Here is a 20,734-nt window from a genome sequence, read left to right as displayed (position 1 = left end):
CTTCACGATAAACGACAGGCTAATTTTGCTTTTTGGCTTCTTCGAAAGCGATATGTTTATCTTCTAATTCATCCAACACAAACATGGCATTGGTAAATTTTAGTTGCTGTTCTGTTCCCCATTTAGGACCAAGTAATTCCCGAAAAATGGTTAACCAGGTGCGAGAAGTATCGGGTTCCATTTCTTCAACCGGCTGAGGGTTTTCAGGATCTACGTCTGGAGCAGGGGGAAAAACATGAGGACGGGCAAGGCTTACCTCAGCAAGAGCAACAGAGAACCAGGCCATGATCCCCAGCTGAATATGATTTTCTAAATCAGCAACACTCAATGCTCTTTTTTCAATCAAATTTTCATTGAAAGCTTCACGCTGATCACCATTGTAATTGGCACTTTCAGGATTTTGGAGCGGATTCACTGGCCGATAGATTGTAGCGATCAATTTGATCAACCATTCTTTATCCTTAGTGATTGAATAGTAAATGTAATATTGATGTGCAAAGCACCATTCTCCAAAACTTAAGTTGGATAGATCATCAGCTGGTGCGATATGCTTTTTCTTTTTCAGCTGAATATACGGAAAGAAATTTTTAACAGGAGGTTTGGTTTCAAAAATGAAATTCGTTAATGGTGTAAGCATATGTAAAAGTTCATCTCCGGATGGATCATCGGGCTCCATCGCTTTTACTTCAGAAAGATTTCGGAGTAGAGGATAATTTTCCGGACCAAATAAAAGTGCAAGAAGTGAAACTGATATCGTGTATTTATCTGCCTTGGTAAAGTGCAGCACCTCGATGATCCGGGCAAACTGATATTTTTCAAGCTCGGTCCAATCTTCCGGAACCTTTACCGAAAAGTCTACTTCCTTAAAATTTTTGGGATAAGAGCCTGATATTGTTTTCATCTTCGTGATTTAATCCACAAGAATAAGCCAATTAAAACAATTGCAATAACAAAATATATCAACACACTACCAATTACCATTCCTTTGGCATTTGCTTTATTATCCGTATCAGTTTTATTGGTGTCTTTATTTACGTGAGCCTGCTCAGCTTCGCTTCTTTCATCAGTTTTACCCTTAGTTTCTGAACTTCCTTTTTCAAAAGCTGCAGCCAGTAGACCAGGTAAATTAAGTAATCCGGGTGATGACTTTTGCACCTTCTTTTTTGTGGTTCCAGGTGGTGCAGCGCTTTCTTTCGTGCTGTCCTGAAGGCTCACTGAAGCATTGGCCAGACCACGAGCGGCGTCCATTAAACCTGCAGCAAAATTGAAAATGTTATCATCATTTTCTTTGTTTGGTGCAGGCATAGTGCCTGGCTGAAAGTACAGTGTAAGTTTTTCGTAGTGCGTAATTTTACCGGTATCAATTGATTTTGAAAACAAGGTTCTGTTTACTGTACTATCCAAAAATACCTTTTCTTTTGATTTTGATTTATCTTTAAAAATACTGCAGCTGCTGATCATCACCGCAAACGCTAGTAACAAATATCTATTTCTCATGGCGTTGGATATGATTTAAATGTTCAAGTTTTATCGCTAATGAATCCAGGCTTTGCGCTGCTGTCAATTGAGCAGGCTTAACCTTATAATTGCTTGATGCTTTCTGTTCAAAGGCCGCTGTTAAAATGATTAAGCAAACGGCAATAATTAGTTTTTTCATTTTACCTTTTTTTGATAGTCCAATATTACAGTGCCGGCGCTATCGGCTTTTTCTGCTGCTGCTATGGATACTGCAGTTGCTGTATCTACACGAGCTGTAGCGCGGTTAATATTTTTTACGGGCTCAGCCAGGATTTTATCTGCTTGGTTCCTAGCTGCCGAATCTGCTCTGTCGAGCATTTTCTCATAAAGTTCACCTTGGAGGTTTACCAATCTAATTACCAGGTAACCGTTTGCAGTAAGTGATAAACTGAGCAATCCAATCAGTAAGCCTGCTTTTAATTTATTGTTGATGATGCCGAAAGCGGCAAATTCTTTTTCTTGAGAGCTTGACATTTATTTTTTCTTGAGGCGTGGATAGATATATTTATATACATTCAGTCCATTAGGTTGAAATGCCCTTTTGATCGTACGCGGTTTGTGAGCATTCACGCGATCTCCTTCCCTGCTGCCACCTCCATTTGTATTACCTTCAATGCAATACATGGTGTTGTTTTTGAAATCAACAGATTTGACAATTCCCTCATGACCTGAAGGACCATCGCCTAAAAGCCAGACTACTACACAACCAGGTTCCGGAACGTCACCGGTTTCTAGATCGCCAGCTTTCACTACATTATCTGCAGTTTGTTTTGCGCTGCCATTAAATTGGCGGTTCACTGGTCCGAAAAGTGTTGGCTCATTGGTAAATACTTTTTTGAAAATCATCTTTACAAAAAATGCGCACCAGGCAGCACCAAGATACCAGCCTGCAGATTTCATTTCCTTCTCGAAAGCTGCATCCTCCCAACCCTGATTACCTTTTTTTTCTTTTCGGCCATCATACCACGAGGCATAGGCAATAATTTTTTCAACCCAATTCATATTATGCTAAATAAACCCCTCCTGTAGGGTTGTTAAGTACATTGTAATTTTTCTTGCTTAATGGCGATGTGTAATCTGGAAAGTCGAGAATGTTGTCTGCGATGAACTGTAAGCCATCCTGAAGGAATTTATTTCCATCATTTATCAGCTGCTCTTGCGTGTCTTTGATCTGATCACGTTCGGCCACAATACTATTTTTTGCGGCTTCGTAATTTGCAACCAGGTTAATTCTGGCCACACCGTTGTCAAGCGTGATCACACGCTCCAAAATTGCCTTGGCCCCGGTGAGCAAAGCAATGCTAGGCTTGATATAATCATCAGCAAGAATTTTATACTTACCGGTTAAATTACTTTCCTTCAGCAATGCGAAAAATTCAGATCCTAAAAGTGGTTTAACCACTTGCATTTCAATTCTTCTGATCAGATAGCTGATACTGGAAAAAACAAAGCGGCTGTTTTTGATTTCGAAATGTTTTGAAAAATCAGTAGCGCTGTTGATCAGAAATTCTTCATTACTGATAAATTCAGGCGAATCGATGTATTCTGGAAACTTATCCGGACTTTCCTCCAGGTGAGTGAGTAATTCTTCAATAGCCTCATAGCCGATATCCAAAAGCGATGTTTTTACATCTTCTACCTGCCAGTTAAATGCCTGTTTGGTATCGGTATTTGAAAAAACCTGAATACCACTGCTACCGATTTTAACTGATAAAATTGGAACTGCGTTGTGGTACCCAATGCCCACAACTAATTTTTGCGCAAGGTTTAAGGCTTCGCGTACTTCTTCATCGACAATAAAATCAATAGGACGTTTGTTTTCCTGTTCAGATTCTGAAGCCGCTGTATGAGCAGCAAACGCAGTTTGATAAATCGTTACAAATGCTTTGAACTGATCAATCCCAATCAGTTTTTTCAGAAACGATCTTTCGATATTGCTTAAAAATGGTTTTATGACATCAATTTCGCTTGTCATTTGAACAGGAATATGGTCCTGAACTTCATCAATGGTAGTTATGATCTTCATTAGCTTACTACTTTTTCAGTTCCTTTGCCCTGGTCTAAAGTGGTGAGTACCTGATCCTGAATGCCTAGTTCCAGATCAGTATCCCAGTTATTATAAATTTTTACGAAGTCGAACCAGCTTAAAAGGATATCTCGGTGAGCTCGAAGCTGAGCACGTAGATCAAGGCCAGCTTCACGAATATCAGAGCCACCTTTATTTACTCCAGCTGTTGTACCTTGTCCAGAACCTGCAGGGTTTAATCCCATTGCGTAGGAGATTTGAAAATCTGCAGCTGTAGTGTCTGGCAGATAAGCTTCAGTTTTCATTTTATCATCGATGACCGTGATTTCCCACTGGCCAATACCTTTACCGGTTCGCTGATCAGTTTTATAAAAACTCAATAATGCTTTTTGTGCATTCTCGGCACCGGTTAACCTGGCATTGATATCATCATACAGTTCCTGAAATATTTGGTCCTTTTCTACTTGCGTTTTGGCTGCAAAGTTTGTGTACTTAAAATCAAAGTATTCCATTGGGATTTTGATATCGTACTTTAAAGACATCTGATTTTTGAACAGCGCTTTTTTGTAAGCCGGAATTGATATAGCGATATCTAACCAGCCACTTTCACGTGCTGAATCCCATGCAGCACATGGATAATAGTCATTCATCACGTCTGGCCACATTAGTGGCATGATGTATTTATGCGTGCTGGTGTCCTGCCTGATTTCCTCAATTTGATCAACAAAATTGATCATATCGATCACCTTGATTTTTTGACAATCACCAACTTTAGCATCAGGAAATTTGCCAGAAACATAGACATATGGGATTCTCCCGGTATTCTCATCTATTTTAGCAAAACGGCAATGAGATGTTTTTTGATAATTGATGGAGTAAACTTCAGATTTATCTTCAGTAAATATGATCTCAGCATAAGCCAGGGCAAACCAATTGTAATCTTGAGTTTGAGCTAAACGAACAGCTTTCATATTCGATCGTGAAAGAATTGTGTTAAGAGGTTCATATTTCATGAACTTGATTATCTCTTTGCCTCCATCTGACATATCCTCAACCTTAAATGCGATTAAACGCTGTCCATACATATTGGTAGTGAGTTTTTGCAAACCTGCCCGGCCAACTGTAGTACGCTTCATCATTTTATAGATATCGCGAGGGAAATCATCATTCACACCCCAAAAGATCCAATCACTTTTATTTTCCTCCTCAGTATCATTAGCCTGAGGATTTAGATGCTGGGTTGCCAATGCTTTTCCTTTTGATGGCGTAATTGACAATGCAGCTGGAGCTCCAGCGCCACCGTGAATAAGCAAAGGCATTCCTGCATGTGATCTTATAATAGTTGTAGTACTCATATCCAAAATATTTCCTGGCCATCATACTCTAGCATGAGCCTGTTGTGAACGGCATATGGTTTACCGGTTTCCATATCTTTAACTCCACGCATTTCGTGGCCTTTACAATTTGGAGGTAAGCCACATTGATGAGCTGTTTTAAGCTCGATGATATCGCCACCAGTTTTCTTTTCACGGTTGCAAGTCATAAATTTTATAGAGAAGGTTTTGCCACCGTCCCGATAATCTTTAGTCTTCATATCTGTGAGAACATCCTTGATTTCGATTGCCATGAAACGAATGTCGAGAGAATGCGAGACCTGGTAAACGACAAGACAAACCCTTGCAGATCTGAAAGCTTTAATTTATATTTGAGGATGACAACGAGAGAAGCATTTGCACAGCTAGTCGAGCGTCGTGGCTGGCATAGGGAGTTAGGAATATCAGATAGCGCTGCATATTCGGCGAAAAATCATTTTAAGACGGGTGAGATTGCTATTGAGAAAATGGAAGAGCTTCTTGAAAAAGCGGGATTTAAAGTAATACAAGAAAAAAAATGGGAGAAAAAAATATAATAGAATTTGAAAACATGATTCCCAATGGCGTATTAGACAATATTGGCTCTGGAATTACAGCAAGGCAAACAATATTTTTTAGGTCGCTTGGTAATGATGTTAAATTGGAACTGTCAATATTGAGATTTCCAAAAGGTGACTTGTTTACAGCGCAATCAGCAAATGATAACAATGCCAGGTATAGGATAACTATTGAGAAAATTGAGCATGAGTGAGTTAAACAAAAAAAAATCGGATGGCCACGAACTTACACAAAGTTGGCTTAATGAGGCCAATGAAATTTTACTTAAGAAAATAGAGAATATGCCGTCAAATAAACTAGCTTTCATTAATGATCTTAGATTGATAGGCTTTATTGATGTAAGTGAGGACAAGAACTCATTAGCATATAGGAAAAATATTTCGGGCACAAGTTTGGAGTTTTGTTTTTATCTGTATGAGGAATACATACGCTTACAATCACAAGGAAGTGGATTTACCTTTATGATGGAAGGTGTTCATGATCTCGCTGATCTAAACATGTTTTGTAAATTGTTGTTTAACAAGTCAATTATAGAATTGTCATGAACAAAGTGAAAGTATTGCAAAGTTCCAGTATTACCGTTCTGGAAAGAAAGATAAATGAATATCTTAAAGATTATCAGGATTATAGCATCAATGTCCAACATAGTTCTGTTCAAATATTAAGGGGACAAATTATTGAACCTTCTTATTCTGCTACCATTCATATCAGTTCGGTTAATATTCCTAAACAAGATGAGGGATAATAGCCCCTTTTGTTTTTTGCTACTTTTTTATTCAGGGCGACTGAAGAAAATAAAAAAGTAGTTTTTTGACGCCAAGACCGCCCATCTAAACAGATCAAAGCGGTTTGGTGTGTTACATTTTCAGTTGTTTTGTTTAGTGCCTAAACAGTCTCAAAAGTAGTTCTAACAAAAAAGCATAAAGGCAAAATTATCAATATGTGTTCAAAAAGTTAGTAAATTCAAATGTATATGCGTGTGGGTTATCTTCTGCCAACTGTTCGGCGTAACCATCCCAATAAAGGGAATCCATTAAATCAATGAAAGCCTCAACCATTAGAAACCCCTTTCTTTTCAACCTGTGCGTTACTAAATAAAAATGCTATCGGGAAAAATTTGCTTTGATCCTCTAAGGGTTCGCCCACCTGCTCTTGCTCGACCTGGTCTCTCTTCGGTCTACCCCAAATTAAAAAAGCTTTCATTCCCTTTTTAACGAAAAATCCATCTGCTTTCCATTGCTTGAATGTTTTAAACTCTTGATGTACTTCGTTTTTATAAGCATCTACCAAAGCACTATTTATATTTTCAAATGTTCCAATTTTAATGAGTGGTGCGACCTGCAAACTCAGGGCTTTTAAAATTTCTCTTTTCTGCTGTATTGGTGTTAATTCTTTTGTTGTATCTTGCGCTTCCATTTTTTAATACTGTTAAAGTTTTAATTAATTAACCCTTTACGGCTCCACCCGTAAAGGGATTTTGTTTTTATAATTGTGGGAGTACCAACTCCGCTTCTATTTCTGCAAGCTTCACGCTCAACCGATTTTTTACAAACTCTACCACCTCCGAAATGATCGTTGGGTTTTTTAATTCGAAGTTGGCATTTTTATCATCTGTAATGGTTAAGGTGCAACGGTTGTAATAATTTGATTTACTATCGAGATCTTCATTTTTCTTTTCAATTTCAAAATCATTTAAATAACCAACGTAGGTATCAAGGCGATCTCTAAAGCGTTTCTTTTGAAATAGATCTTCTATCACTTTGATAGTTTCGTCCAGATTCAAACCTTTTGGTTTAGTCACTTCCATTTTTGCATCGTCAATATGTGATATGGCGCTGTTGAAATTCTGCTCTTTTTTCTCATTTGGAATGCTAGCTGCTACAGCTAAAACTCCTGCTTTTTTCTTTGTTTCCATACTTAAAGATAATAAATATCTCGCAGATCTGCAAGATTTATTTTTAAAAAGGTGCATTTTTCTAGTCTCAATTTTTTTTATTTTTTCACTTCTATTTTTTTGATTTCTAAGGACTTAAATATGATCTGGTTTTTCTCCTGTATCATATTTGCGTACAAGCACCCCCGCCTGCCCTATCCAAAAAGGGCATTTGCCCTTTACGATATTGCTGGGTATATGAAACGCATGATAAAGCCATGACAAATGAATATTTTCTAAAATTTCGTTTTTGGAGGGGTGCAGGGCGTCCCCTTACGCAGAAAAGCTCATCGATTTTTTTTCGATGAGCTTTTTGCCTATAGAATTTAACCTAACCCCAACGAGGAGAAGGGATCGGCTCTTGATGTAAGGTTAGACCTGCGAACTTACCCATGAGCAGGGTGTCGTGGGCATCAGAAAAGTGGGTGGTAGTGCGCTGATCGATTTTATGATTCTTTTCATCTGCCTTATCTTTCTCAACTCCTTTGGCCCCTTGCTTAGCTTTAGCACCATTAAGCGATACAATTAGCCATTTGCAGTGGTAAGCATTCATAGTAACCTTTGGTAATTGCCGTTGGTTCCCCTGGTATAGAGCAGCCATAAACTTATATCTATCATCTGGGCTTGGCTGCATACCAATGTACATGTCAATGACATGCCATCCAAATGAACCTAACACACGTTTAACTATCTCTGGGTATTCTTCGGCTCGGGCATCATGATCCCTTGCTGTGTGATCATAATAATAAAATACAGTCTTCTCTCGGTGGGGCACATAATACGTACACCACTGGATTAATAGATCCTCAAAAGTTACATCTTCATTAATAGATACTGCAGATATAAACCTGAACTGATCTCCATCCTCCTGAGCGGTTACAATACCATTGAACCAGGAACCATAATCCATACTAATATACAATGGTTGATTGATCAACAGATCTGCATCCTGCATACAGTTCATGTTCTCGAAAGCTTCAGGCTTATAACCGTTATTGTTATCGATTAAACCATCGTAGTAATCGTTATTGAAATTAATATAGCTATGCTTCCTGTCATCAAACTGTGGATAGAAACCACCCGTAACCTGTTTAGGCCTAATGTTCTCAATCTCGATATCATATTCACTGGGCAATAAGATTCTTTTCTGATCCTTAAACCAACTGGGGGGTAAGTTGTGAGCATTTACTCTGGATGGTGCTGTGATATATAAATACTCTTCAGGATGCTTAATTGCTAATTCTTCATATTCAAAGATATATTCGCCTTTACGGTTCCTCGGCATAGAGCAGTACCGACTAAAACGACGATAGGTTGTTTTATGACCATAACGTTTAAATTCAGCTCTCATGGTTGGGATAACCTGACTTTGCGTCTTTTCGTTATTTAGATCTTGTGCCTCATCGGCAAAGCCATTGCAATAGTTGGCACCCCGTGAGTTTGTATCTTGAGAAAGTAAATCCCAACAGGTACCATTATAAAAGAAAATGCTGTGCTTTGGATCCAATGGCGGTTCATAAGGCTCTTCCCACTTCCAGGATACCGGAGGTTTTCTTCCAATAAAATAATGAAGATCTTTTACGAGCCCCATCATTTCCAAAGCTTTAATTGTTGATGGCAATGTCCTGGTTAAACCTTGCTGAAATGTACCTGTAAGAATAAAATTCTTAGACTTTGGCATTTCTTCAATTGTGTCAACGATATCTATTGCCGCACCAGTGGATTTACCGCTACCCCTACCACATTGTACCGTACGATCTTTTTGAGGCGAAATTTTGAGCAGTAGCTGCATCAGATTTAATTCTAATGTCTTTTCTGGCAATAGAGAATATTCAGGCTCTTTACTCATCCTCTTTTACCTCCTCAGCATCCTGGGCAAAGTTGCTCATGTTATTTATTACCTGAGTAAGATCTATTTTTCCTGTTTTGCTCATTGCCTGGAGCATTGAAACCATTTGAGCAGGTAAGCCAAGAACGTATTTGTGAGTTTCTAACTTAGCAAAATCAGGAAGATCAGGGTCAGTTACATTTACACCACCGACTTTAGCCAACGATACACCGGCCCGAATCAAACCATCTTCATTATTTTTTGCCCGAGCAATGGCTGCACCATCTTTAATCATTTCCATAGATAGGAACCTGATACCTTCCTTAGTCGATTTGGATATATCCCCAAATAAACTTACAGCATCCCTGCAGTCACGAAAAGCTGTGGCCCGACTTAGGCCAGGGAACCTCTTCATCAAGATTGCAACGGTATCCGGCGTATTTTTATAATTTCGAAGCATAGTAAAAGCTTCCTGCCATCTATCCAGCGTCTGCTGCTCATGTTCACTTAACTCCGACAGCTCGCCATCGGGATTCGTCATGTAAGCGATGATCTTATCATACTTACTTAATTTTCCAATTAACTTCATCGGATATCGTTCAAATAAGTTTTTTCAGAAAGTTTCAATTCGATGGCCATAGCCGGTGATGAAAGCTGATCACTCAGGGCAATGATTACCTGGTTAAATTTTACTTTCCTTTTCAACCGGCCAATAACGAAAGCTTTGCCCTCCGGAGATTCCTCATCCTCCAAATCAATCGCATCGATGCCCGCAAATAATGCAGTTTCATGTTTTGACATATAAGCATAGGCGAACTCTTCAATCTCTTTAAGAGTTTGTTCATTAAGCATTCTCAATCTCCTTCCTTATCCAGTTAATATTCTGATCAGCAATATTTTTGTGTCTAATGATTAAACCAGCTTCTTTCCGTGGATTGTTAGTGAAATTAGCTGAGCCAATAATGCAGAAACTATAGTTCTCATTCTGCAATACACACACCTTGGCATGGCATTTCAGAAGACTCAAGCTTTTAAAAGCAGCTGTTGCTTGCTGATAAATTTCAGGTTTGCGGTTTCTGATCCCCTGATCAAGCAGTACATTTAATTCAGCAATCAATCCTTTTTCCTGCCATTCAGTAAACTTGCGAATCGCATCAGTGCTGATCGACCAGGTGCAAAAATCAATTGAGCATCTACCGATCAGCGGCAGCAATTTTGATATAATATCGATATTGCTCCAGGCGCCATCAGTCATAAAGTAAATGCTTTGGCCATCGTTTAAATTTTCGATTAATGGCGATATCGTCGAAAGCTTTTCTCCATATGCAAAATGGATATCCAAATCTTCTACCCCTGTAACTGGTTGATGATCGATGTTCTTTAAATGATTTACCGTTTCCATTTTAAACAATCCCATCGATCCTCCTTTTTACTTCAGTTAAACGAGAAACCAATGATTCAACCTTGGCCAGTGCCCTGGTCTTTTTTCTAGGCTCTTTTGCATCGTTAAATCTTTTGCGAGCTTTTGAAATGTAAGATGGAAGATTCTTTTGTTCTTGAAGTAATTCCTGAATGGTTAAGGCCGATACTTCAGCAATCGCCTCCTCTTTTTTCAATTCGAGAATTTTACCGGTTTCTCTCCAGGTGTCGATGATTAGCCAATACTCATTTACCTGATCCATTAAATCCAATATTCTCAAAGCAGCTTCCAATCGATGTTCTTTGGAATCCATTAATTTCGCTGTTACGAATAAATGCCTGGCTTCTGCATGAATTGCATTTTTCTGATTACGAAAAGCCCAGATTTCTGCAGGTGCATCATCGAGATCAGGTTTTGATTTGGATATGAGGCTGGAAGTTGGAGGCTCAGCATGAGCAGGCTGATCAGGAACTGGTGGTGAAGTATAAACAATTTGCTTTGGCTCGATACCAGGTGATTCGTTTATTTTCTCAAGAGCGGAACGAAGTTTAGAAAAATGATATGCTCCGGATCCAGAATTAATAATGGTTTCGACTAACCGATCGTTCCCATATTGTTGGAAAAGTAATTTCCCATGAATGAAGTTTGGATTTGGCGATAGTAGCCAAGCAGTAATAGATGCAATTGCCATATATCAAAAATGGCAATTGCATTATATGTGGTAAACGACAAGATTATTCTATTATTCGATATCTCTCTGACTGCTTCATATATTTGAGTAGCGAATACAATGAATCACCGTCAGTAAATGAAAGTTGTAGTTGAAATTGATTCTTGGTTTTATCAATTGTAACCAATTTCATAAACTCCATATTTCCGAGCATTTCAATGCTGCCCCGAAGATCGTCTACCATATCATCATAATCATCGAATGTTATTACACCGGAGTTAGATTCACTAGGTACAGCGATAAAATTAATTTCTTCTACAATGTGGAACAATTTAAAATCTGTATACTTCGTTTTATTAGCTTTACTGACTGAGTTATTTGGAGTGATTTGAGCCGTTAAATAATCAACCTTTGCGATAAGTGATTTTATAGGATCTGCTACGTCTTTCTCTTTGAAAATCGTTTCTTGAGCTGTTGCGGCGTATATGGGATTGTTAGGCTTATCAACTTTTAGTGCTGACTCTACGAAAGCCGTTAAATCTAACTTAGCCTGCTCAGACCCCATTAATGAATCTTCATAAAAAATTGTTCTTTGGTCTACTAGATCGAAAGGAAGGCCAGATGTATCACCTTTTTCCATCATTGTTATTACTGGCAGTCTTGCAGCATGTCGAATAGCTAATTCATACATTACGTTGGGATTTAAGCCAGTTAGGTTTGCGATTACAAGATCGCATTCCAAGATCTTATTAATAATCTGATGATTTATAGACCCTGAATCAGGCAAATTATGTGCAGCCACTGGTTTATAACCTTCACTTAATAAAACTGGTGTAATAACTGAAATTATTAAGCCCATTGCTTTATCGCGAATGGATGATCTTGCATCACCTATAGGTGTTATGATAAAACACTCTTTCAATTTTGGGAGTGATTCGACTGAATCGTTACTTGTTTTAGCCATTTCTATTAATTTAGATTCGGCTAAAATAATAAAAATTACTTACGCTGCTTAGTAGATGATATCGTTAAATAATAAGTCGCTTGCTGAAAGAAAATTGTCCTGGCACAATCATCGCAGATGGGAACTGCTTTAAAATTTATATTAAACACAACGGAAGTTTTAGCTCCGCAAAGTTTGCAATTATTTTCTTTTGCCATTACGCAGGATTTAGCAACCAGTAATGTTTACGGTTGTGTTCGTTTAGCTCATAAAGAAAACGCATTTCCTCCATAATCAGGATGATCTGTTCAGGTGAATCGAAAAACATCCCTTGTTCTTCCATTACCTTTTCGACCACTTCCGCATTAGTCAACGGCATAGTGCAATCCTGCCAACGTGTGGCTGGTTTGAAAACCAATTCTATCCTCTGGAAAAGAATGTGATTATCGAATTTCTGATCATCTGATAAGTTTGGCATATAAAAACGGTAAGGCCTGCTACTAAGTGTATGAATACCCCTATTGATCGCCTTTTTCCGACACGTCGAAATTATAGCAAATCCACGCCTTACCGTATGCTGGTGAAGCGAGATATCCATGAAACTTAGTAGCGGCACAAACATAAAAAAAACCGCCCAATTACGGGCGGTTTTCCAAACTAAAACTAAAACGGGACGAGAGCTTATGCTTTTGGTGTCTCAGGTGTGGTTTTCGATTTCAACTTTAAGAAAGGGAATTTTGCTTTATACAAATGATCCGCTTCTTCAACATCTAAGTTTGTTAAATCGGTTTTACCAAAACCTGCAACATCATGAATGCCGGGTTCCACCCCGACTAGTTCATATTTTTCTTCAAATGATAATGGCTTTTTCATATCAGTACCTCCTTAAGCTGCTGGTGCTAACAATGATGTTAAAGCCGGTGTATAAATTGGCGCTGGAGTAGCACCTGAAGCTTTGAAAGTTAATTTAGAGGTACGACCATCTGCAATCGCCTTACCCGATGTTGAATCATCAGCTTCGAAGAAAGCAGGATCTTCCAAATTACCTAAAACCCTAACTTTACTGTTTTTCTCCTTGACGAAGAAAATTAGTTCGCGGTTAGCTGCAGCTGCCTTGAAACCTAAAAACTCGGCTTCGCTTCCAGGGAAAGAAATTTCAAGCATGTTTTCATAGCCTTTACCATCACGAGGACCAACCATTGTAGATTTAATTTCTCCTTGCTCTACTGTGCAGTAAAGTTGAAAAAGTTGTTTTGTGGGCTTCATGATAATAGCTGTAGCATAACTGACTAAGCTTTCAAGCATGGTTGCAGTTTCAGGATCACCTAAAACAGGAAAGCTTAAAAAGTCTTCCTTGTAACCATAAAACACCTGAGTAATCCCCCCAGGGTTGTAGCGGCCTTGTGGCCATAATATTGCTTTTGCGTTCATTTTAAATGAATATGAGCGTTAAAAATTTAGGTTAATTAATCAATAGCGGTTAAAACACCAGATTTAATTTTAAGCAAGTGTTTCAAATAATCCTGATCCTTACTTACTTCCTCAGCGTTTTTCTCACCATCTTTGGTAATGAAGCGATTGCCAGAAAGCTTGTAATTTTTCTTTCCGATTTCTACAATTGTACCATCGTTACCATGTTTGGCTTGTAAATCCAATTTACCAGCGATAACACCAACTTCAGCTAATGCATCATCACGCTCTTTTTCAAGATCCAAAACCTTTTGATTAACAATGGCAATATTGGTATCATGAGTTTCTATGATAGAATCTTGCTCTTTGATATGAGCTACAGCTTCCTCAAGTGTAGCAAACTTTTTTTCTTTTGACATTTTAAATGAGATTAGTGCAGGAGCTCCACCTCCTGCACAAGTGAAAGATTAAACTAATTCAACATCGTTTTGAACGATATACCCTTTGTGCCAGAAACCCACACCTTTGTAAAAATCGGTGTAGAATTTCACCAAACGGTCTACATTTTCAACTTGCATGATGGATTCGTTTTGTGGTTTTTTAATTCCACACTGGCGGTTCCATGCTGGTGTCGCCCAAATTTTGTTTGAACCTGAGTGAGAATTTAAACCTCTAATGCCAATGTTGGTATCAATAATTGTTACCAAATCAGTTTGGCTATAATTCTCATTATATTTTTTACGCATGCCCGTTTTAAATCTACGCTCAAGGGCATGACTCATATTAAAGGCATCAACATCAGCCAACAATACTTCGTTGTTAGACACGGCCATAGCATACATTTCTTCAATGTAATCTACAAACTCAACCGGATCAGTTGGTACTGCACCAACTGCAACGGTTAAAGTTTGGCCAGCAGCGTGCCCCATATTCAATTGCTTCTTAATACCAAGAACGTTGGTACCTGCAGCATTTGCTACACCCGGCACAATTGCAGAAGGTACACCACCAAAAATTTCAAATTTTTCATAGTCTTCAACAGATTTGGCAATCAGGTGTAATTGATACCATTTCGTGAACGGCCACTGCTTTCTGTCCAAATTACCATCGGCCAAGAAACCTAACCACGTTTGTTCCAGATTATCCGGATATTCTTCAACGTCAATTTTTAACTTAAACAAATCAATTTTCTCAGGTGTGAAGGTTGCACCACCTATTGGTGTCCATTTGTTTTGATATGCTTGTAATACACGTTGAAATTCTACAAAAGCTTTTTCCATGACGGTGCTTTCAGTTACCCGTCTTGCGAATATGGCTTCAGTTTCAGATTTAACCATTAAGGCAATCATTAAGTCTTTAACGGTGGCTGCACCGGCACGGTACAATAATCCCCATTCTGCAATGATTGCAGCAACAGTTAATGTGTTTAATACACCTTGTTGTTTGGCAACAGTTGCGCCTAACACAATACTAACTAATGTAACCATGGTTACAGCAGTTTTATTGAAATACTCTGGATGTCCAGAAAATTGCGCCACGGATGCGACGATTAATACGTTAAGCATGATTCCCACGCTTAATGCCAAAAGAAATTTAAATTGTTTCATTTGTTAATTTGGTAAGAGAGTTAAATTATTATTGTAAGTTTTTATTATTTCTAGCCTAAAATTTTATCTGCATTTTGGTTGTGAGGCATAGCATCTAATTGTGCTTGTACGTCATCATCGTTAACATCTTCAGGTTGTACATCCTTATTTTCTGGAGTGCCTGCAGGTTTATGAGTTGCGCCTGGACCTTTACCAACTTTACTCAATGCTTCAGCTAAAGCTTCTTTAGTTTTGTTGTGTGCAACGATTTCAGCAGCATGATCATTTGTTGCCTGTGTTTTTGCTGCAGTTTCAGTTTGCAGTGTCGTTTTAACTTCTTCAAGTTCTGTTGCTGTATTAGCTGATTCAGTAATAAAGTCTTCGGATACCAAAGTAGCCTTGGTAATTCCGGCAACAGTTAAATCTGCATTAGCAAGATCCAGCTGCTCAGTTGTTGGAGCGGCAGCGAGTGTTGCCAATGCTGCTACATTTGGAAAATTTTTCATATTTGAATTTTGGGTTTGTGCTTTGGGTGCTTTGTAATTTTTGGACAATGCTTTTACTCTGGAGATCGCGAAATCCTTATTACCCAGATGATCGATCATACCGAGATCGAGGGCTTTGGATGCAAGGAAGGTTTCTCCCTGAAAAATGGTTTTATCATTTGAAATACCTGGGCGCTGCGCTTTCACATCATTGTGAAAATCTTCAGCGAGTGGATCAAGCAAATCACTTTTTAATTTGGTATAATCGCCGGTAAGCGCATCAGTAAAAGTTTTATTCTTTAATGGCGATTGGGTAGCATAAACATCGTGAAACTCAACTCCTAATTTTTCAAGAGCAGGTTTTGTGTTTACCATGCTTTGCATTACACCGATACAACCAATAATAGATCGAGGGTGATCACAAACAATTTCATCACCATAAGCTGCTATATAGTAACCGGCACTGCAAAGAAGATTTCCTGCAAGAATAACTACAGGTTTATTTCTTTCCTCCAGAATATCAGTCAAGGGTTTAACTGCATAAGCCTGGCCGCCTCCACTATCTAAATCGATAACGGCTCCAATAAAATTAGGATTGGCATAAATCTTTTTAAGTTCTGCAGCAATTTCTACTGTACCTCGAGGTCCACAAAATTGTGAGTTCTTTACAATTGGTCCTTTAAGATTTAAAACAGCAATGGCTCCAGCAGGAGCATCATCTGGAGTTGATTCGAAATCTTCTTCATAATCATCATCATCTAAACTAGATTTCACGATATAGCTTTTGTTTTTTAATCGCTCAGCAGCATGATCAATTTCTGCAGTTGAAGATTCGCCTTTTAAAAGTTGAGCCAACAATGGTAGATAAGACTGAGCATAGTCCGGAGCAATTGCCCAGGGCTCATGAAGTGCAAGATTTACATAATAATTGGCGTTCATTTTTGAAATTTGTATTTCTAATAACTAGTGGATACAAATTTGGCTAAGCTTAACGCCCCCATAAACGACGGAAAACGCTTATAAATACATTGGAGCACGGAAAGTAGATTGACAGAAAAACTGAAATTGATAGCCTTTACCGTCTGATCTGGCCAAACCACTATCATAATTGGATGAAAATAGCATCGGACAACCGAAGCCACCAACTAAACGTGAAACACCATTTGCATCTTTAACCTGCAGCACAAAATATCGATCATCCATTTCTTCCATCAGGGCGATCAGATCTGATCTGTCTCCAGGAATAAAACCCGATACGGTTTGCTCATAGTATTTACCATGCTCACTGGTCTTTGTGGTTTCGGTAAAACCAAGTGTATAAACAGTTGAATAGCCTTTAAACCAATCAAATCCTGCATTTAGAACTAAAGGAAACAAGATTCGCCCATTAAAAACCCCTGAAAATACATTGAAAGCTTCAGCAGGTGCAAATTGGAAATTTAATAATCCACCTAGATTATAATTTTTCGGAGTTGGAAAGTTGCTTATCATATACCGAAGTTCGGCAATGATTAGGAGCCTATAAACGACAGCAGAAAACTAGAATTTCGGGCTTAAAATCGGCTAAAAAGATACGTGACATTTTCATGAGTGAAAGTTGTGAATTTTAGGCAGTTTTTTCACGAATTGAATACATCAACATTCTTTCATATTGTTTTTTTAACGTAGTGAATCCCAATTCATCTTCAGATATGGAATATTTATCTCGGAAGCTTAAAAGTGCTTTACGGATATCCCCTTTTTTTCCAGTTAGTCGAGGAAGCACATAATCAAACATTCGATCGTTAAAATCATCAAACAAAAATTTATTGAACCTGGCCTGATGGGTTTTGGAAATTAGGATCCCATAGTTGCGCTCGTAATATTCACCTATGGAAACAGTGAGTGTCTCGCCAGTAAGGTTAATGATCAGATCGTTTTCCTTAATGTGCCTTTTATGCTTTAAGCTGTTGACCAGAAAGCCACCAAAACGATTTGTATCACTTAAAATAAAGTAAGGCTCAACCCTAACGTAATGAGCCATATATTTTTTCAAATAAGATTTAATTGTTACCCGGTGCAAGAATACCATTTAGAGCGTTTAGAGAAATGTGTTTGGCGTTTTGGGTATTGCAAATTTAATAAATTTATTATTAATAAATTAAATAAACCATGATTGACTATACAGGCTAAACGATATTAAAAAAGATAGTGAAGACTTATTAAAATTAGAGATAACGACAAAGATTATTGATGATATCCCGGAGCTCGTCTCTAAAGATTTTCTTCATGTCTTTGAAATAATTCAAAAATAATTTGAAGTTCTTTATAGTCTATACGAAGACAAAAAGTTATAGTACCTAGAACTTTTAATATGACTGTAATTTTAACGATTAATGCTTATACATTATATACAAAATTTAAAGAAATTAAAGTTTAATATGGTGAATTTAATTTTTATAACCCTTTTAATTACTAACTATAAATTTTAAATTAGTTTAGAAATTTAAATTACTCGCAATGAAGAATCTCATACTATTTTTTAGCTTATTAATTTTCACTAATTTATGCTATTCGCAAGGAAGGGAACCTGCTGGTCACTCAGGAAGAACTCCTGCTGGCGGATCCAGTTCGGAAAGAAATAATAGTGGCCCTAATGGATCAGGAGGAAATCCCAGTACAAGAGCAGGAAAGAACTCTGTCTCGCCGGAAGCAGTAAAGACTTCAAATGAAATCAATTCAGTGAATTCTCCGTTTGGCAACGGTAAGAATCAAAATAGTGGACAAAGAGCTGAGGCTATAAACCAAATGGAGAGAGAAAGGACAAAGGCCGCTGCTGAGGGAAGGCGTGCTGATGCTGGTCATTTCCAGAAAGAAATTGAAAGACTAAAGGAAATTGACAAGCCAGTTACACTTAGAAAACCAGTTAATATGTCAAAAGTCCCTTTAGATTTTTCAAAAATACCAAAGAGGCCTGTGCCTTATGGGCTTTTTTAAAATTACACCGAATGCTTTAATAAAATTTCAAATTGTTATAATGCACTATATGGATTACTGAAATGATTTTTTGGCATAAACCGCACTCAGACTCGTGTACCATAATAACGTTGTCAATGTGTTTCTGCCTCTCGGTTTTGAAAGGTTCGCCACAATCGTAGCACACAAAGTCTGAAGTGCGGTTATCAATCCGATCTTTCAAAAAAACTTTATCGTTCAACTGCACCAATTTTTTTGGCTAATCTATTACGCATAAAACTGCAGAATCGATAAACTCATCAAACTGAGTTAAATTTTGAAAGTAATGAGACGACTCAATGTCATCAGATCCGTTAATCGTGATATTTACCTCTGGATCAGTGGAGTCATCGTCCAAACTTATTTGGGAACTGATGTTAGTGTTTGTGTATGCGATAAACATTATGCTTCCTCCCTGAAATAAAGTTTGTAGTAGTTCATGCTTTTGTCTTCATCAAAACCTTTTTCAACCAGCTCTTTATTACCGGTGATAGTGATCAGAAAATTCTTATCAAGCTTAGTTACTCGTTTGTAACCGGCGGTGGCTTTTTTTACCGCGGAATCAGCAATTTCGAATACATCGGCTATAGGGCTTTCGAATTCTTCCTCATAGTTGATTTGGTAATTTGTAAATGATTCTTTGGCTACCTCATTGGCTATTACTTCAGCTGAAAATTCTTCTCTATCGAAAGTCTCTTTTTCTTTAAAGTATTTAATTGAACGATTTAAAAGATCAGACTTATCAAATTGGCTAACTTCAAATTGATCATCAATTTTGTGAAGAACAAAATTTTTAAAAAGGTTAAGGAAGTTAGTGGTTTGATTATAGCTGTCATTCCTGATGGATAACTGGAGGAATTCATCTTTCCAATAAACAGCAGCATTTGTTTTATTATTATCAAAGACCACTACTTTGTATCCTTCGGATTTTTCTGTATTGAAAATTAAACATCCTTTATCCAGCCTGTTCACACTGATTGCGTCCTGGTTGTAACTCATCTTAAAACCATCCAATTCAGGCGCAATACTCAAATAAGTTTCTTTAGTTTCAGACTTAAAAATACCAATGGCATCAAGCTGCTCACCTTCTATCTGGACTTTCTCAAACAACGCAACATAAAATTCTCCAGATCTAATTTTAGGATGATTGGCGACATCATAAAGTAACTTTGCTAGCTGTTGCGACTCCTGATGAAAAACTTCATTGTCTGCAAAAATCCCACTGACCAATTCATAAACTTCGTTCAGATGAAGATTACTGCTCGGGTGAAAAAATCTGTAAACCTCATTTGATTTATTAAAAGGCTTAAGAAAGAATTGCATTAAAATATTATTCAGCAATTCATCAGAAACATCTAGAGGCTTATCTGATAATTTGTAATATTCCTCTAACAGTTTATTGCCTGTATGATGTACTGAAATTGATTTTAAGTTGGCTTCGAAAAACGATATCATAAAATTTTGCTTAATGGTTTGAAATTGTATAGTTAATTTTCGAGAAATCAATGCGGTTAATTTCCGAAACAATGAAAGCTCCAGCTTTAGAAAGTTCTCTCAGTCTGTCGCCAGGTGTAGGTTTGAAACTTGCCGAATCGAATGGCCAATTGCTTGGCATATTCGGTCCATCTTCAAAAGTTCCGGAAAGTAAATATGAAATTGCCGCTTCTGGAAGTTCACCATGAACATACTTCTGATCATGCTCAGGTGTTAGCTGCTTCTCATTCAGCACCCGATTGTATTCCTGGTTAATTAATGTAACTCCAACACTTTGATTTGATTCTAATCGATTCGTTAATAAATTACATTCCTGCATTGTAGCTGCCGCTAGATCACGCATTCGCTGAATGGTGAAGAAAAGGTTTTGCTGATCATTGGCTTGCGTTGGCGATACATCCAATCTTAACATTTGATCCTTTGCTAATTCGTATAGATCACCTAATTGATCTACAGCATCTGAGAAATTCTTGTTGTCCATTTTTTTTGTTTTTAG

At 37.8% G+C, this 20,734-nt stretch carries 29 protein-coding genes and 1 pseudogene; 5 read left to right on the top strand and 25 right to left on the bottom strand.

The window, feature by feature from the left end; all coding sequences use genetic code 11:
- Positions 1–19: 19 nt before the first annotated feature.
- From LUA91_RS00695 to LUA91_RS00660, 8 genes are read right to left on the bottom strand one after another with little or no spacing between them, the layout of a single operon-like run.
- Positions 20–901, bottom strand: coding sequence for a hypothetical protein (locus tag LUA91_RS00695; protein ID WP_231424032.1), 882 nt, complete (start codon positions 899–901; stop codon positions 20–22).
- Positions 898–1,497 (bottom strand): hypothetical protein, encoded by a 600-nt coding sequence (locus LUA91_RS00690; RefSeq protein WP_231424031.1) that lies wholly within the window; start codon positions 1,495–1,497, stop codon positions 898–900. Before LUA91_RS00690 ends, LUA91_RS00695 begins: the two co-directional genes overlap by 4 nt.
- Complete coding sequence (locus LUA91_RS00685) at positions 1,487–1,657, bottom strand: hypothetical protein (protein WP_231424030.1); 171 nt, start codon at positions 1,655–1,657, stop codon at positions 1,487–1,489. Before LUA91_RS00685 ends, LUA91_RS00690 begins: the two co-directional genes overlap by 11 nt.
- Positions 1,654–1,992 (bottom strand): hypothetical protein, encoded by a 339-nt coding sequence (locus tag LUA91_RS00680; RefSeq protein ID WP_231424029.1) that lies wholly within the window; start codon positions 1,990–1,992, stop codon positions 1,654–1,656. Before LUA91_RS00680 ends, LUA91_RS00685 begins: the two co-directional genes overlap by 4 nt.
- On the bottom strand, positions 1,993–2,520 hold the full coding sequence (locus LUA91_RS00675; RefSeq protein ID WP_231424028.1) for a CHAP domain-containing protein: 528 nt from the start codon (positions 2,518–2,520) through the stop codon (positions 1,993–1,995).
- A gap of 1 nt (position 2,521) precedes the next feature.
- Complete coding sequence (locus LUA91_RS00670; protein WP_231424027.1) at positions 2,522–3,544, bottom strand: DUF6712 family protein; 1,023 nt, start codon at positions 3,542–3,544, stop codon at positions 2,522–2,524.
- The gene (locus LUA91_RS00665; protein ID WP_231424026.1) at positions 3,544–4,899 is read right to left on the bottom strand and encodes a hypothetical protein; all 1,356 of its coding nucleotides are present in this window, start codon (positions 4,897–4,899) and stop codon (positions 3,544–3,546) included. Before LUA91_RS00665 ends, LUA91_RS00670 begins: the two co-directional genes overlap by 1 nt.
- Positions 4,896–5,138, bottom strand: a complete 243-nt coding sequence (locus LUA91_RS00660; RefSeq protein ID WP_231424025.1) for a hypothetical protein — start codon at positions 5,136–5,138, stop codon at positions 4,896–4,898. The genes LUA91_RS00665 and LUA91_RS00660 overlap by 4 nt, the downstream gene beginning before the upstream one ends.
- A 117-nt stretch (positions 5,139–5,255) precedes the next feature.
- On the opposite strand from LUA91_RS00660, the gene LUA91_RS00655 reads away from it, so the two are divergent.
- The 3 genes from LUA91_RS00655 to LUA91_RS00645 all read left to right on the top strand — a co-directional run bounded on the left by LUA91_RS00655 (position 5,256) and on the right by LUA91_RS00645 (position 6,220).
- Complete coding sequence (locus tag LUA91_RS00655) at positions 5,256–5,453, top strand: hypothetical protein (protein ID WP_231424024.1); 198 nt, start codon at positions 5,256–5,258, stop codon at positions 5,451–5,453.
- Complete coding sequence (locus tag LUA91_RS00650; protein ID WP_231424023.1) at positions 5,435–5,668, top strand: hypothetical protein; 234 nt, start codon at positions 5,435–5,437, stop codon at positions 5,666–5,668. The genes LUA91_RS00655 and LUA91_RS00650 overlap by 19 nt, the downstream gene beginning before the upstream one ends.
- Positions 5,669–6,016: 348 nt before the next feature.
- Complete coding sequence (locus LUA91_RS00645) at positions 6,017–6,220, top strand: hypothetical protein (RefSeq protein ID WP_231424022.1); 204 nt, start codon at positions 6,017–6,019, stop codon at positions 6,218–6,220.
- Positions 6,221–6,525: 305 nt separating this feature from the next.
- Here the strand turns inward: LUA91_RS00645 and LUA91_RS00640 are convergent, their stop codons facing one another.
- The gene (locus tag LUA91_RS00640; RefSeq protein ID WP_231424021.1) at positions 6,526–6,891 is read right to left on the bottom strand and encodes an ArdC-like ssDNA-binding domain-containing protein; all 366 of its coding nucleotides are present in this window, start codon (positions 6,889–6,891) and stop codon (positions 6,526–6,528) included.
- Between the two features lie 222 nt (positions 6,892–7,113).
- Here LUA91_RS00640 and LUA91_RS20705 point away from each other — a divergent pair.
- Positions 7,114–7,203, top strand: a pseudogene (locus tag LUA91_RS20705) (hypothetical protein); the annotation flags it as partial.
- A 536-nt stretch (positions 7,204–7,739) separates the two neighbouring features.
- Here LUA91_RS20705 and LUA91_RS00630 read toward each other — a convergent pair.
- The 14 genes from LUA91_RS00630 to LUA91_RS00565 all read right to left on the bottom strand — a co-directional run bounded on the left by LUA91_RS00630 (position 7,740) and on the right by LUA91_RS00565 (position 17,773).
- Positions 7,740–9,200: a hypothetical protein gene (locus LUA91_RS00630; protein WP_231424019.1), complete on the bottom strand. Its 1,461-nt coding sequence runs from the start codon at positions 9,198–9,200 to the stop codon at positions 7,740–7,742.
- Between the two features lie 49 nt (positions 9,201–9,249).
- Positions 9,250–9,825 (bottom strand): hypothetical protein, encoded by a 576-nt coding sequence (locus LUA91_RS00625; protein WP_231424018.1) that lies wholly within the window; start codon positions 9,823–9,825, stop codon positions 9,250–9,252.
- Entirely contained in the window at positions 9,822–10,088 is a 267-nt protein-coding gene (locus LUA91_RS00620) for a hypothetical protein (protein ID WP_231424017.1), read from the bottom strand. The genes LUA91_RS00625 and LUA91_RS00620 overlap by 4 nt, the downstream gene beginning before the upstream one ends.
- A complete protein-coding gene (locus LUA91_RS00615; protein ID WP_231424016.1) occupies positions 10,081–10,653 on the bottom strand; it encodes a phospholipase D-like domain-containing protein in 573 nt (190 codons plus the stop codon). The genes LUA91_RS00620 and LUA91_RS00615 overlap by 8 nt, the downstream gene beginning before the upstream one ends.
- Positions 10,640–11,347, bottom strand: coding sequence for a hypothetical protein (locus tag LUA91_RS00610; protein ID WP_231424015.1), 708 nt, complete (start codon positions 11,345–11,347; stop codon positions 10,640–10,642). The genes LUA91_RS00615 and LUA91_RS00610 overlap by 14 nt, the downstream gene beginning before the upstream one ends.
- Before the next feature lie 43 nt (positions 11,348–11,390).
- The gene (locus tag LUA91_RS00605) at positions 11,391–12,290 is read right to left on the bottom strand and encodes a nucleoside 2-deoxyribosyltransferase (protein WP_231424014.1); all 900 of its coding nucleotides are present in this window, start codon (positions 12,288–12,290) and stop codon (positions 11,391–11,393) included.
- Between the two features lie 196 nt (positions 12,291–12,486).
- Positions 12,487–12,747 (bottom strand): hypothetical protein, encoded by a 261-nt coding sequence (locus tag LUA91_RS00600; protein WP_231424013.1) that lies wholly within the window; start codon positions 12,745–12,747, stop codon positions 12,487–12,489.
- Positions 12,748–12,950: 203 nt separating this feature from the next.
- On the bottom strand, positions 12,951–13,142 hold the full coding sequence (locus LUA91_RS00595) for a hypothetical protein (protein ID WP_231424012.1): 192 nt from the start codon (positions 13,140–13,142) through the stop codon (positions 12,951–12,953).
- Between the two features lie 12 nt (positions 13,143–13,154).
- Positions 13,155–13,700 carry a hypothetical protein gene (locus LUA91_RS00590; protein ID WP_231424011.1) on the bottom strand — a complete coding sequence of 182 codons (546 nt, stop codon included), beginning with the start codon at positions 13,698–13,700 and terminating at the stop codon, positions 13,155–13,157.
- A 35-nt stretch (positions 13,701–13,735) separates the two neighbouring features.
- Entirely contained in the window at positions 13,736–14,098 is a 363-nt protein-coding gene (locus tag LUA91_RS00585; protein WP_231424010.1) for a hypothetical protein, read from the bottom strand.
- A 48-nt stretch (positions 14,099–14,146) separates the two neighbouring features.
- A complete protein-coding gene (locus tag LUA91_RS00580) occupies positions 14,147–15,286 on the bottom strand; it encodes a hypothetical protein (protein ID WP_231424009.1) in 1,140 nt (379 codons plus the stop codon).
- 50 nt (positions 15,287–15,336) lie between these two features.
- Positions 15,337–16,689, bottom strand: coding sequence for a S49 family peptidase (locus LUA91_RS00575; protein WP_231424008.1), 1,353 nt, complete (start codon positions 16,687–16,689; stop codon positions 15,337–15,339).
- A gap of 78 nt (positions 16,690–16,767) precedes the next feature.
- Positions 16,768–17,241: a hypothetical protein gene (locus tag LUA91_RS00570; protein ID WP_231424007.1), complete on the bottom strand. Its 474-nt coding sequence runs from the start codon at positions 17,239–17,241 to the stop codon at positions 16,768–16,770.
- A gap of 115 nt (positions 17,242–17,356) precedes the next feature.
- Entirely contained in the window at positions 17,357–17,773 is a 417-nt protein-coding gene (locus tag LUA91_RS00565) for a hypothetical protein (RefSeq protein ID WP_231424006.1), read from the bottom strand.
- A 476-nt stretch (positions 17,774–18,249) separates the two neighbouring features.
- On the opposite strand from LUA91_RS00565, the gene LUA91_RS00560 reads away from it, so the two are divergent.
- The gene (locus LUA91_RS00560) at positions 18,250–18,726 is read left to right on the top strand and encodes a hypothetical protein (protein WP_231424005.1); all 477 of its coding nucleotides are present in this window, start codon (positions 18,250–18,252) and stop codon (positions 18,724–18,726) included.
- 420 nt (positions 18,727–19,146) lie between these two features.
- Here the strand turns inward: LUA91_RS00560 and LUA91_RS00555 are convergent, their stop codons facing one another.
- The gene (locus LUA91_RS00555) at positions 19,147–20,199 is read right to left on the bottom strand and encodes a nucleoid-associated protein (protein WP_231424004.1); all 1,053 of its coding nucleotides are present in this window, start codon (positions 20,197–20,199) and stop codon (positions 19,147–19,149) included.
- Between the two features lie 10 nt (positions 20,200–20,209).
- Positions 20,210–20,719, bottom strand: coding sequence for a hypothetical protein (locus LUA91_RS00550; protein ID WP_231424003.1), 510 nt, complete (start codon positions 20,717–20,719; stop codon positions 20,210–20,212).
- Positions 20,720–20,734 lie beyond the last annotated feature (15 nt).

This window comes from Pedobacter sp. Leaf250, from assembly GCF_920984735.1.
Lineage (GTDB): Bacteria > Bacteroidota > Bacteroidia > Sphingobacteriales > Sphingobacteriaceae > Pedobacter.
This window is presented reverse-complemented; position numbering and strand designations above follow the sequence as displayed.

What these genes read in the sequence shown, in the direction of transcription:
- LUA91_RS00595 (WP_231424012.1), bottom strand. Translation starts at nt 13,142, where the DNA reads ATGAAAAAGCCATTATCATTTGAAGAAAAATATGAACTAGTCGGGGTG.
- LUA91_RS00585 (WP_231424010.1), bottom strand. Translation starts at nt 14,098, where the DNA reads ATGTCAAAAGAAAAAAAGTTTGCTACACTTGAGGAAGCTGTAGCTCAT.
- LUA91_RS00565 (WP_231424006.1), bottom strand. Translation starts at nt 17,773, where the DNA reads ATGGCTCATTACGTTAGGGTTGAGCCTTACTTTATTTTAAGTGATACA.
- LUA91_RS00640 (WP_231424021.1), bottom strand. Translation starts at nt 6,891, where the DNA reads ATGGAAGCGCAAGATACAACAAAAGAATTAACACCAATACAGCAGAAA.
- LUA91_RS00630 (WP_231424019.1), bottom strand. Translation starts at nt 9,200, where the DNA reads ATGCAGCTACTGCTCAAAATTTCGCCTCAAAAAGATCGTACGGTACAA.
- LUA91_RS00555 (WP_231424004.1), bottom strand. Translation starts at nt 20,199, where the DNA reads ATGATATCGTTTTTCGAAGCCAACTTAAAATCAATTTCAGTACATCAT.
- LUA91_RS00670 (WP_231424027.1), bottom strand. Translation starts at nt 3,544, where the DNA reads ATGAAGATCATAACTACCATTGATGAAGTTCAGGACCATATTCCTGTT.
- LUA91_RS00570 (WP_231424007.1), bottom strand. Translation starts at nt 17,241, where the DNA reads ATGATAAGCAACTTTCCAACTCCGAAAAATTATAATCTAGGTGGATTA.
- LUA91_RS00575 (WP_231424008.1), bottom strand. Translation starts at nt 16,689, where the DNA reads ATGAACGCCAATTATTATGTAAATCTTGCACTTCATGAGCCCTGGGCA.
- LUA91_RS00660 (WP_231424025.1), bottom strand. Translation starts at nt 5,138, where the DNA reads ATGAAGACTAAAGATTATCGGGACGGTGGCAAAACCTTCTCTATAAAA.
- LUA91_RS00685 (WP_231424030.1), bottom strand. Translation starts at nt 1,657, where the DNA reads ATGAAAAAACTAATTATTGCCGTTTGCTTAATCATTTTAACAGCGGCC.
- LUA91_RS00615 (WP_231424016.1), bottom strand. Translation starts at nt 10,653, where the DNA reads ATGGGATTGTTTAAAATGGAAACGGTAAATCATTTAAAGAACATCGAT.
- LUA91_RS00550 (WP_231424003.1), bottom strand. Translation starts at nt 20,719, where the DNA reads ATGGACAACAAGAATTTCTCAGATGCTGTAGATCAATTAGGTGATCTA.
- LUA91_RS00605 (WP_231424014.1), bottom strand. Translation starts at nt 12,290, where the DNA reads ATGGCTAAAACAAGTAACGATTCAGTCGAATCACTCCCAAAATTGAAA.
- LUA91_RS00620 (WP_231424017.1), bottom strand. Translation starts at nt 10,088, where the DNA reads ATGCTTAATGAACAAACTCTTAAAGAGATTGAAGAGTTCGCCTATGCT.
- LUA91_RS00680 (WP_231424029.1), bottom strand. Translation starts at nt 1,992, where the DNA reads ATGTCAAGCTCTCAAGAAAAAGAATTTGCCGCTTTCGGCATCATCAAC.
- LUA91_RS00665 (WP_231424026.1), bottom strand. Translation starts at nt 4,899, where the DNA reads ATGAGTACTACAACTATTATAAGATCACATGCAGGAATGCCTTTGCTT.
- LUA91_RS00600 (WP_231424013.1), bottom strand. Translation starts at nt 12,747, where the DNA reads ATGCCAAACTTATCAGATGATCAGAAATTCGATAATCACATTCTTTTC.
- LUA91_RS00650 (WP_231424023.1), top strand. Translation starts at nt 5,435, where the DNA reads ATGGGAGAAAAAAATATAATAGAATTTGAAAACATGATTCCCAATGGC.
- LUA91_RS00625 (WP_231424018.1), bottom strand. Translation starts at nt 9,825, where the DNA reads ATGAAGTTAATTGGAAAATTAAGTAAGTATGATAAGATCATCGCTTAC.
- LUA91_RS00590 (WP_231424011.1), bottom strand. Translation starts at nt 13,700, where the DNA reads ATGAACGCAAAAGCAATATTATGGCCACAAGGCCGCTACAACCCTGGG.
- LUA91_RS00690 (WP_231424031.1), bottom strand. Translation starts at nt 1,497, where the DNA reads ATGAGAAATAGATATTTGTTACTAGCGTTTGCGGTGATGATCAGCAGC.
- LUA91_RS00645 (WP_231424022.1), top strand. Translation starts at nt 6,017, where the DNA reads ATGAACAAAGTGAAAGTATTGCAAAGTTCCAGTATTACCGTTCTGGAA.
- LUA91_RS00695 (WP_231424032.1), bottom strand. Translation starts at nt 901, where the DNA reads ATGAAAACAATATCAGGCTCTTATCCCAAAAATTTTAAGGAAGTAGAC.
- LUA91_RS00560 (WP_231424005.1), top strand. Translation starts at nt 18,250, where the DNA reads ATGAAGAATCTCATACTATTTTTTAGCTTATTAATTTTCACTAATTTA.
- LUA91_RS00655 (WP_231424024.1), top strand. Translation starts at nt 5,256, where the DNA reads ATGACAACGAGAGAAGCATTTGCACAGCTAGTCGAGCGTCGTGGCTGG.
- LUA91_RS00675 (WP_231424028.1), bottom strand. Translation starts at nt 2,520, where the DNA reads ATGAATTGGGTTGAAAAAATTATTGCCTATGCCTCGTGGTATGATGGC.
- LUA91_RS00610 (WP_231424015.1), bottom strand. Translation starts at nt 11,347, where the DNA reads ATGGCAATTGCATCTATTACTGCTTGGCTACTATCGCCAAATCCAAAC.
- LUA91_RS00580 (WP_231424009.1), bottom strand. Translation starts at nt 15,286, where the DNA reads ATGAAACAATTTAAATTTCTTTTGGCATTAAGCGTGGGAATCATGCTT.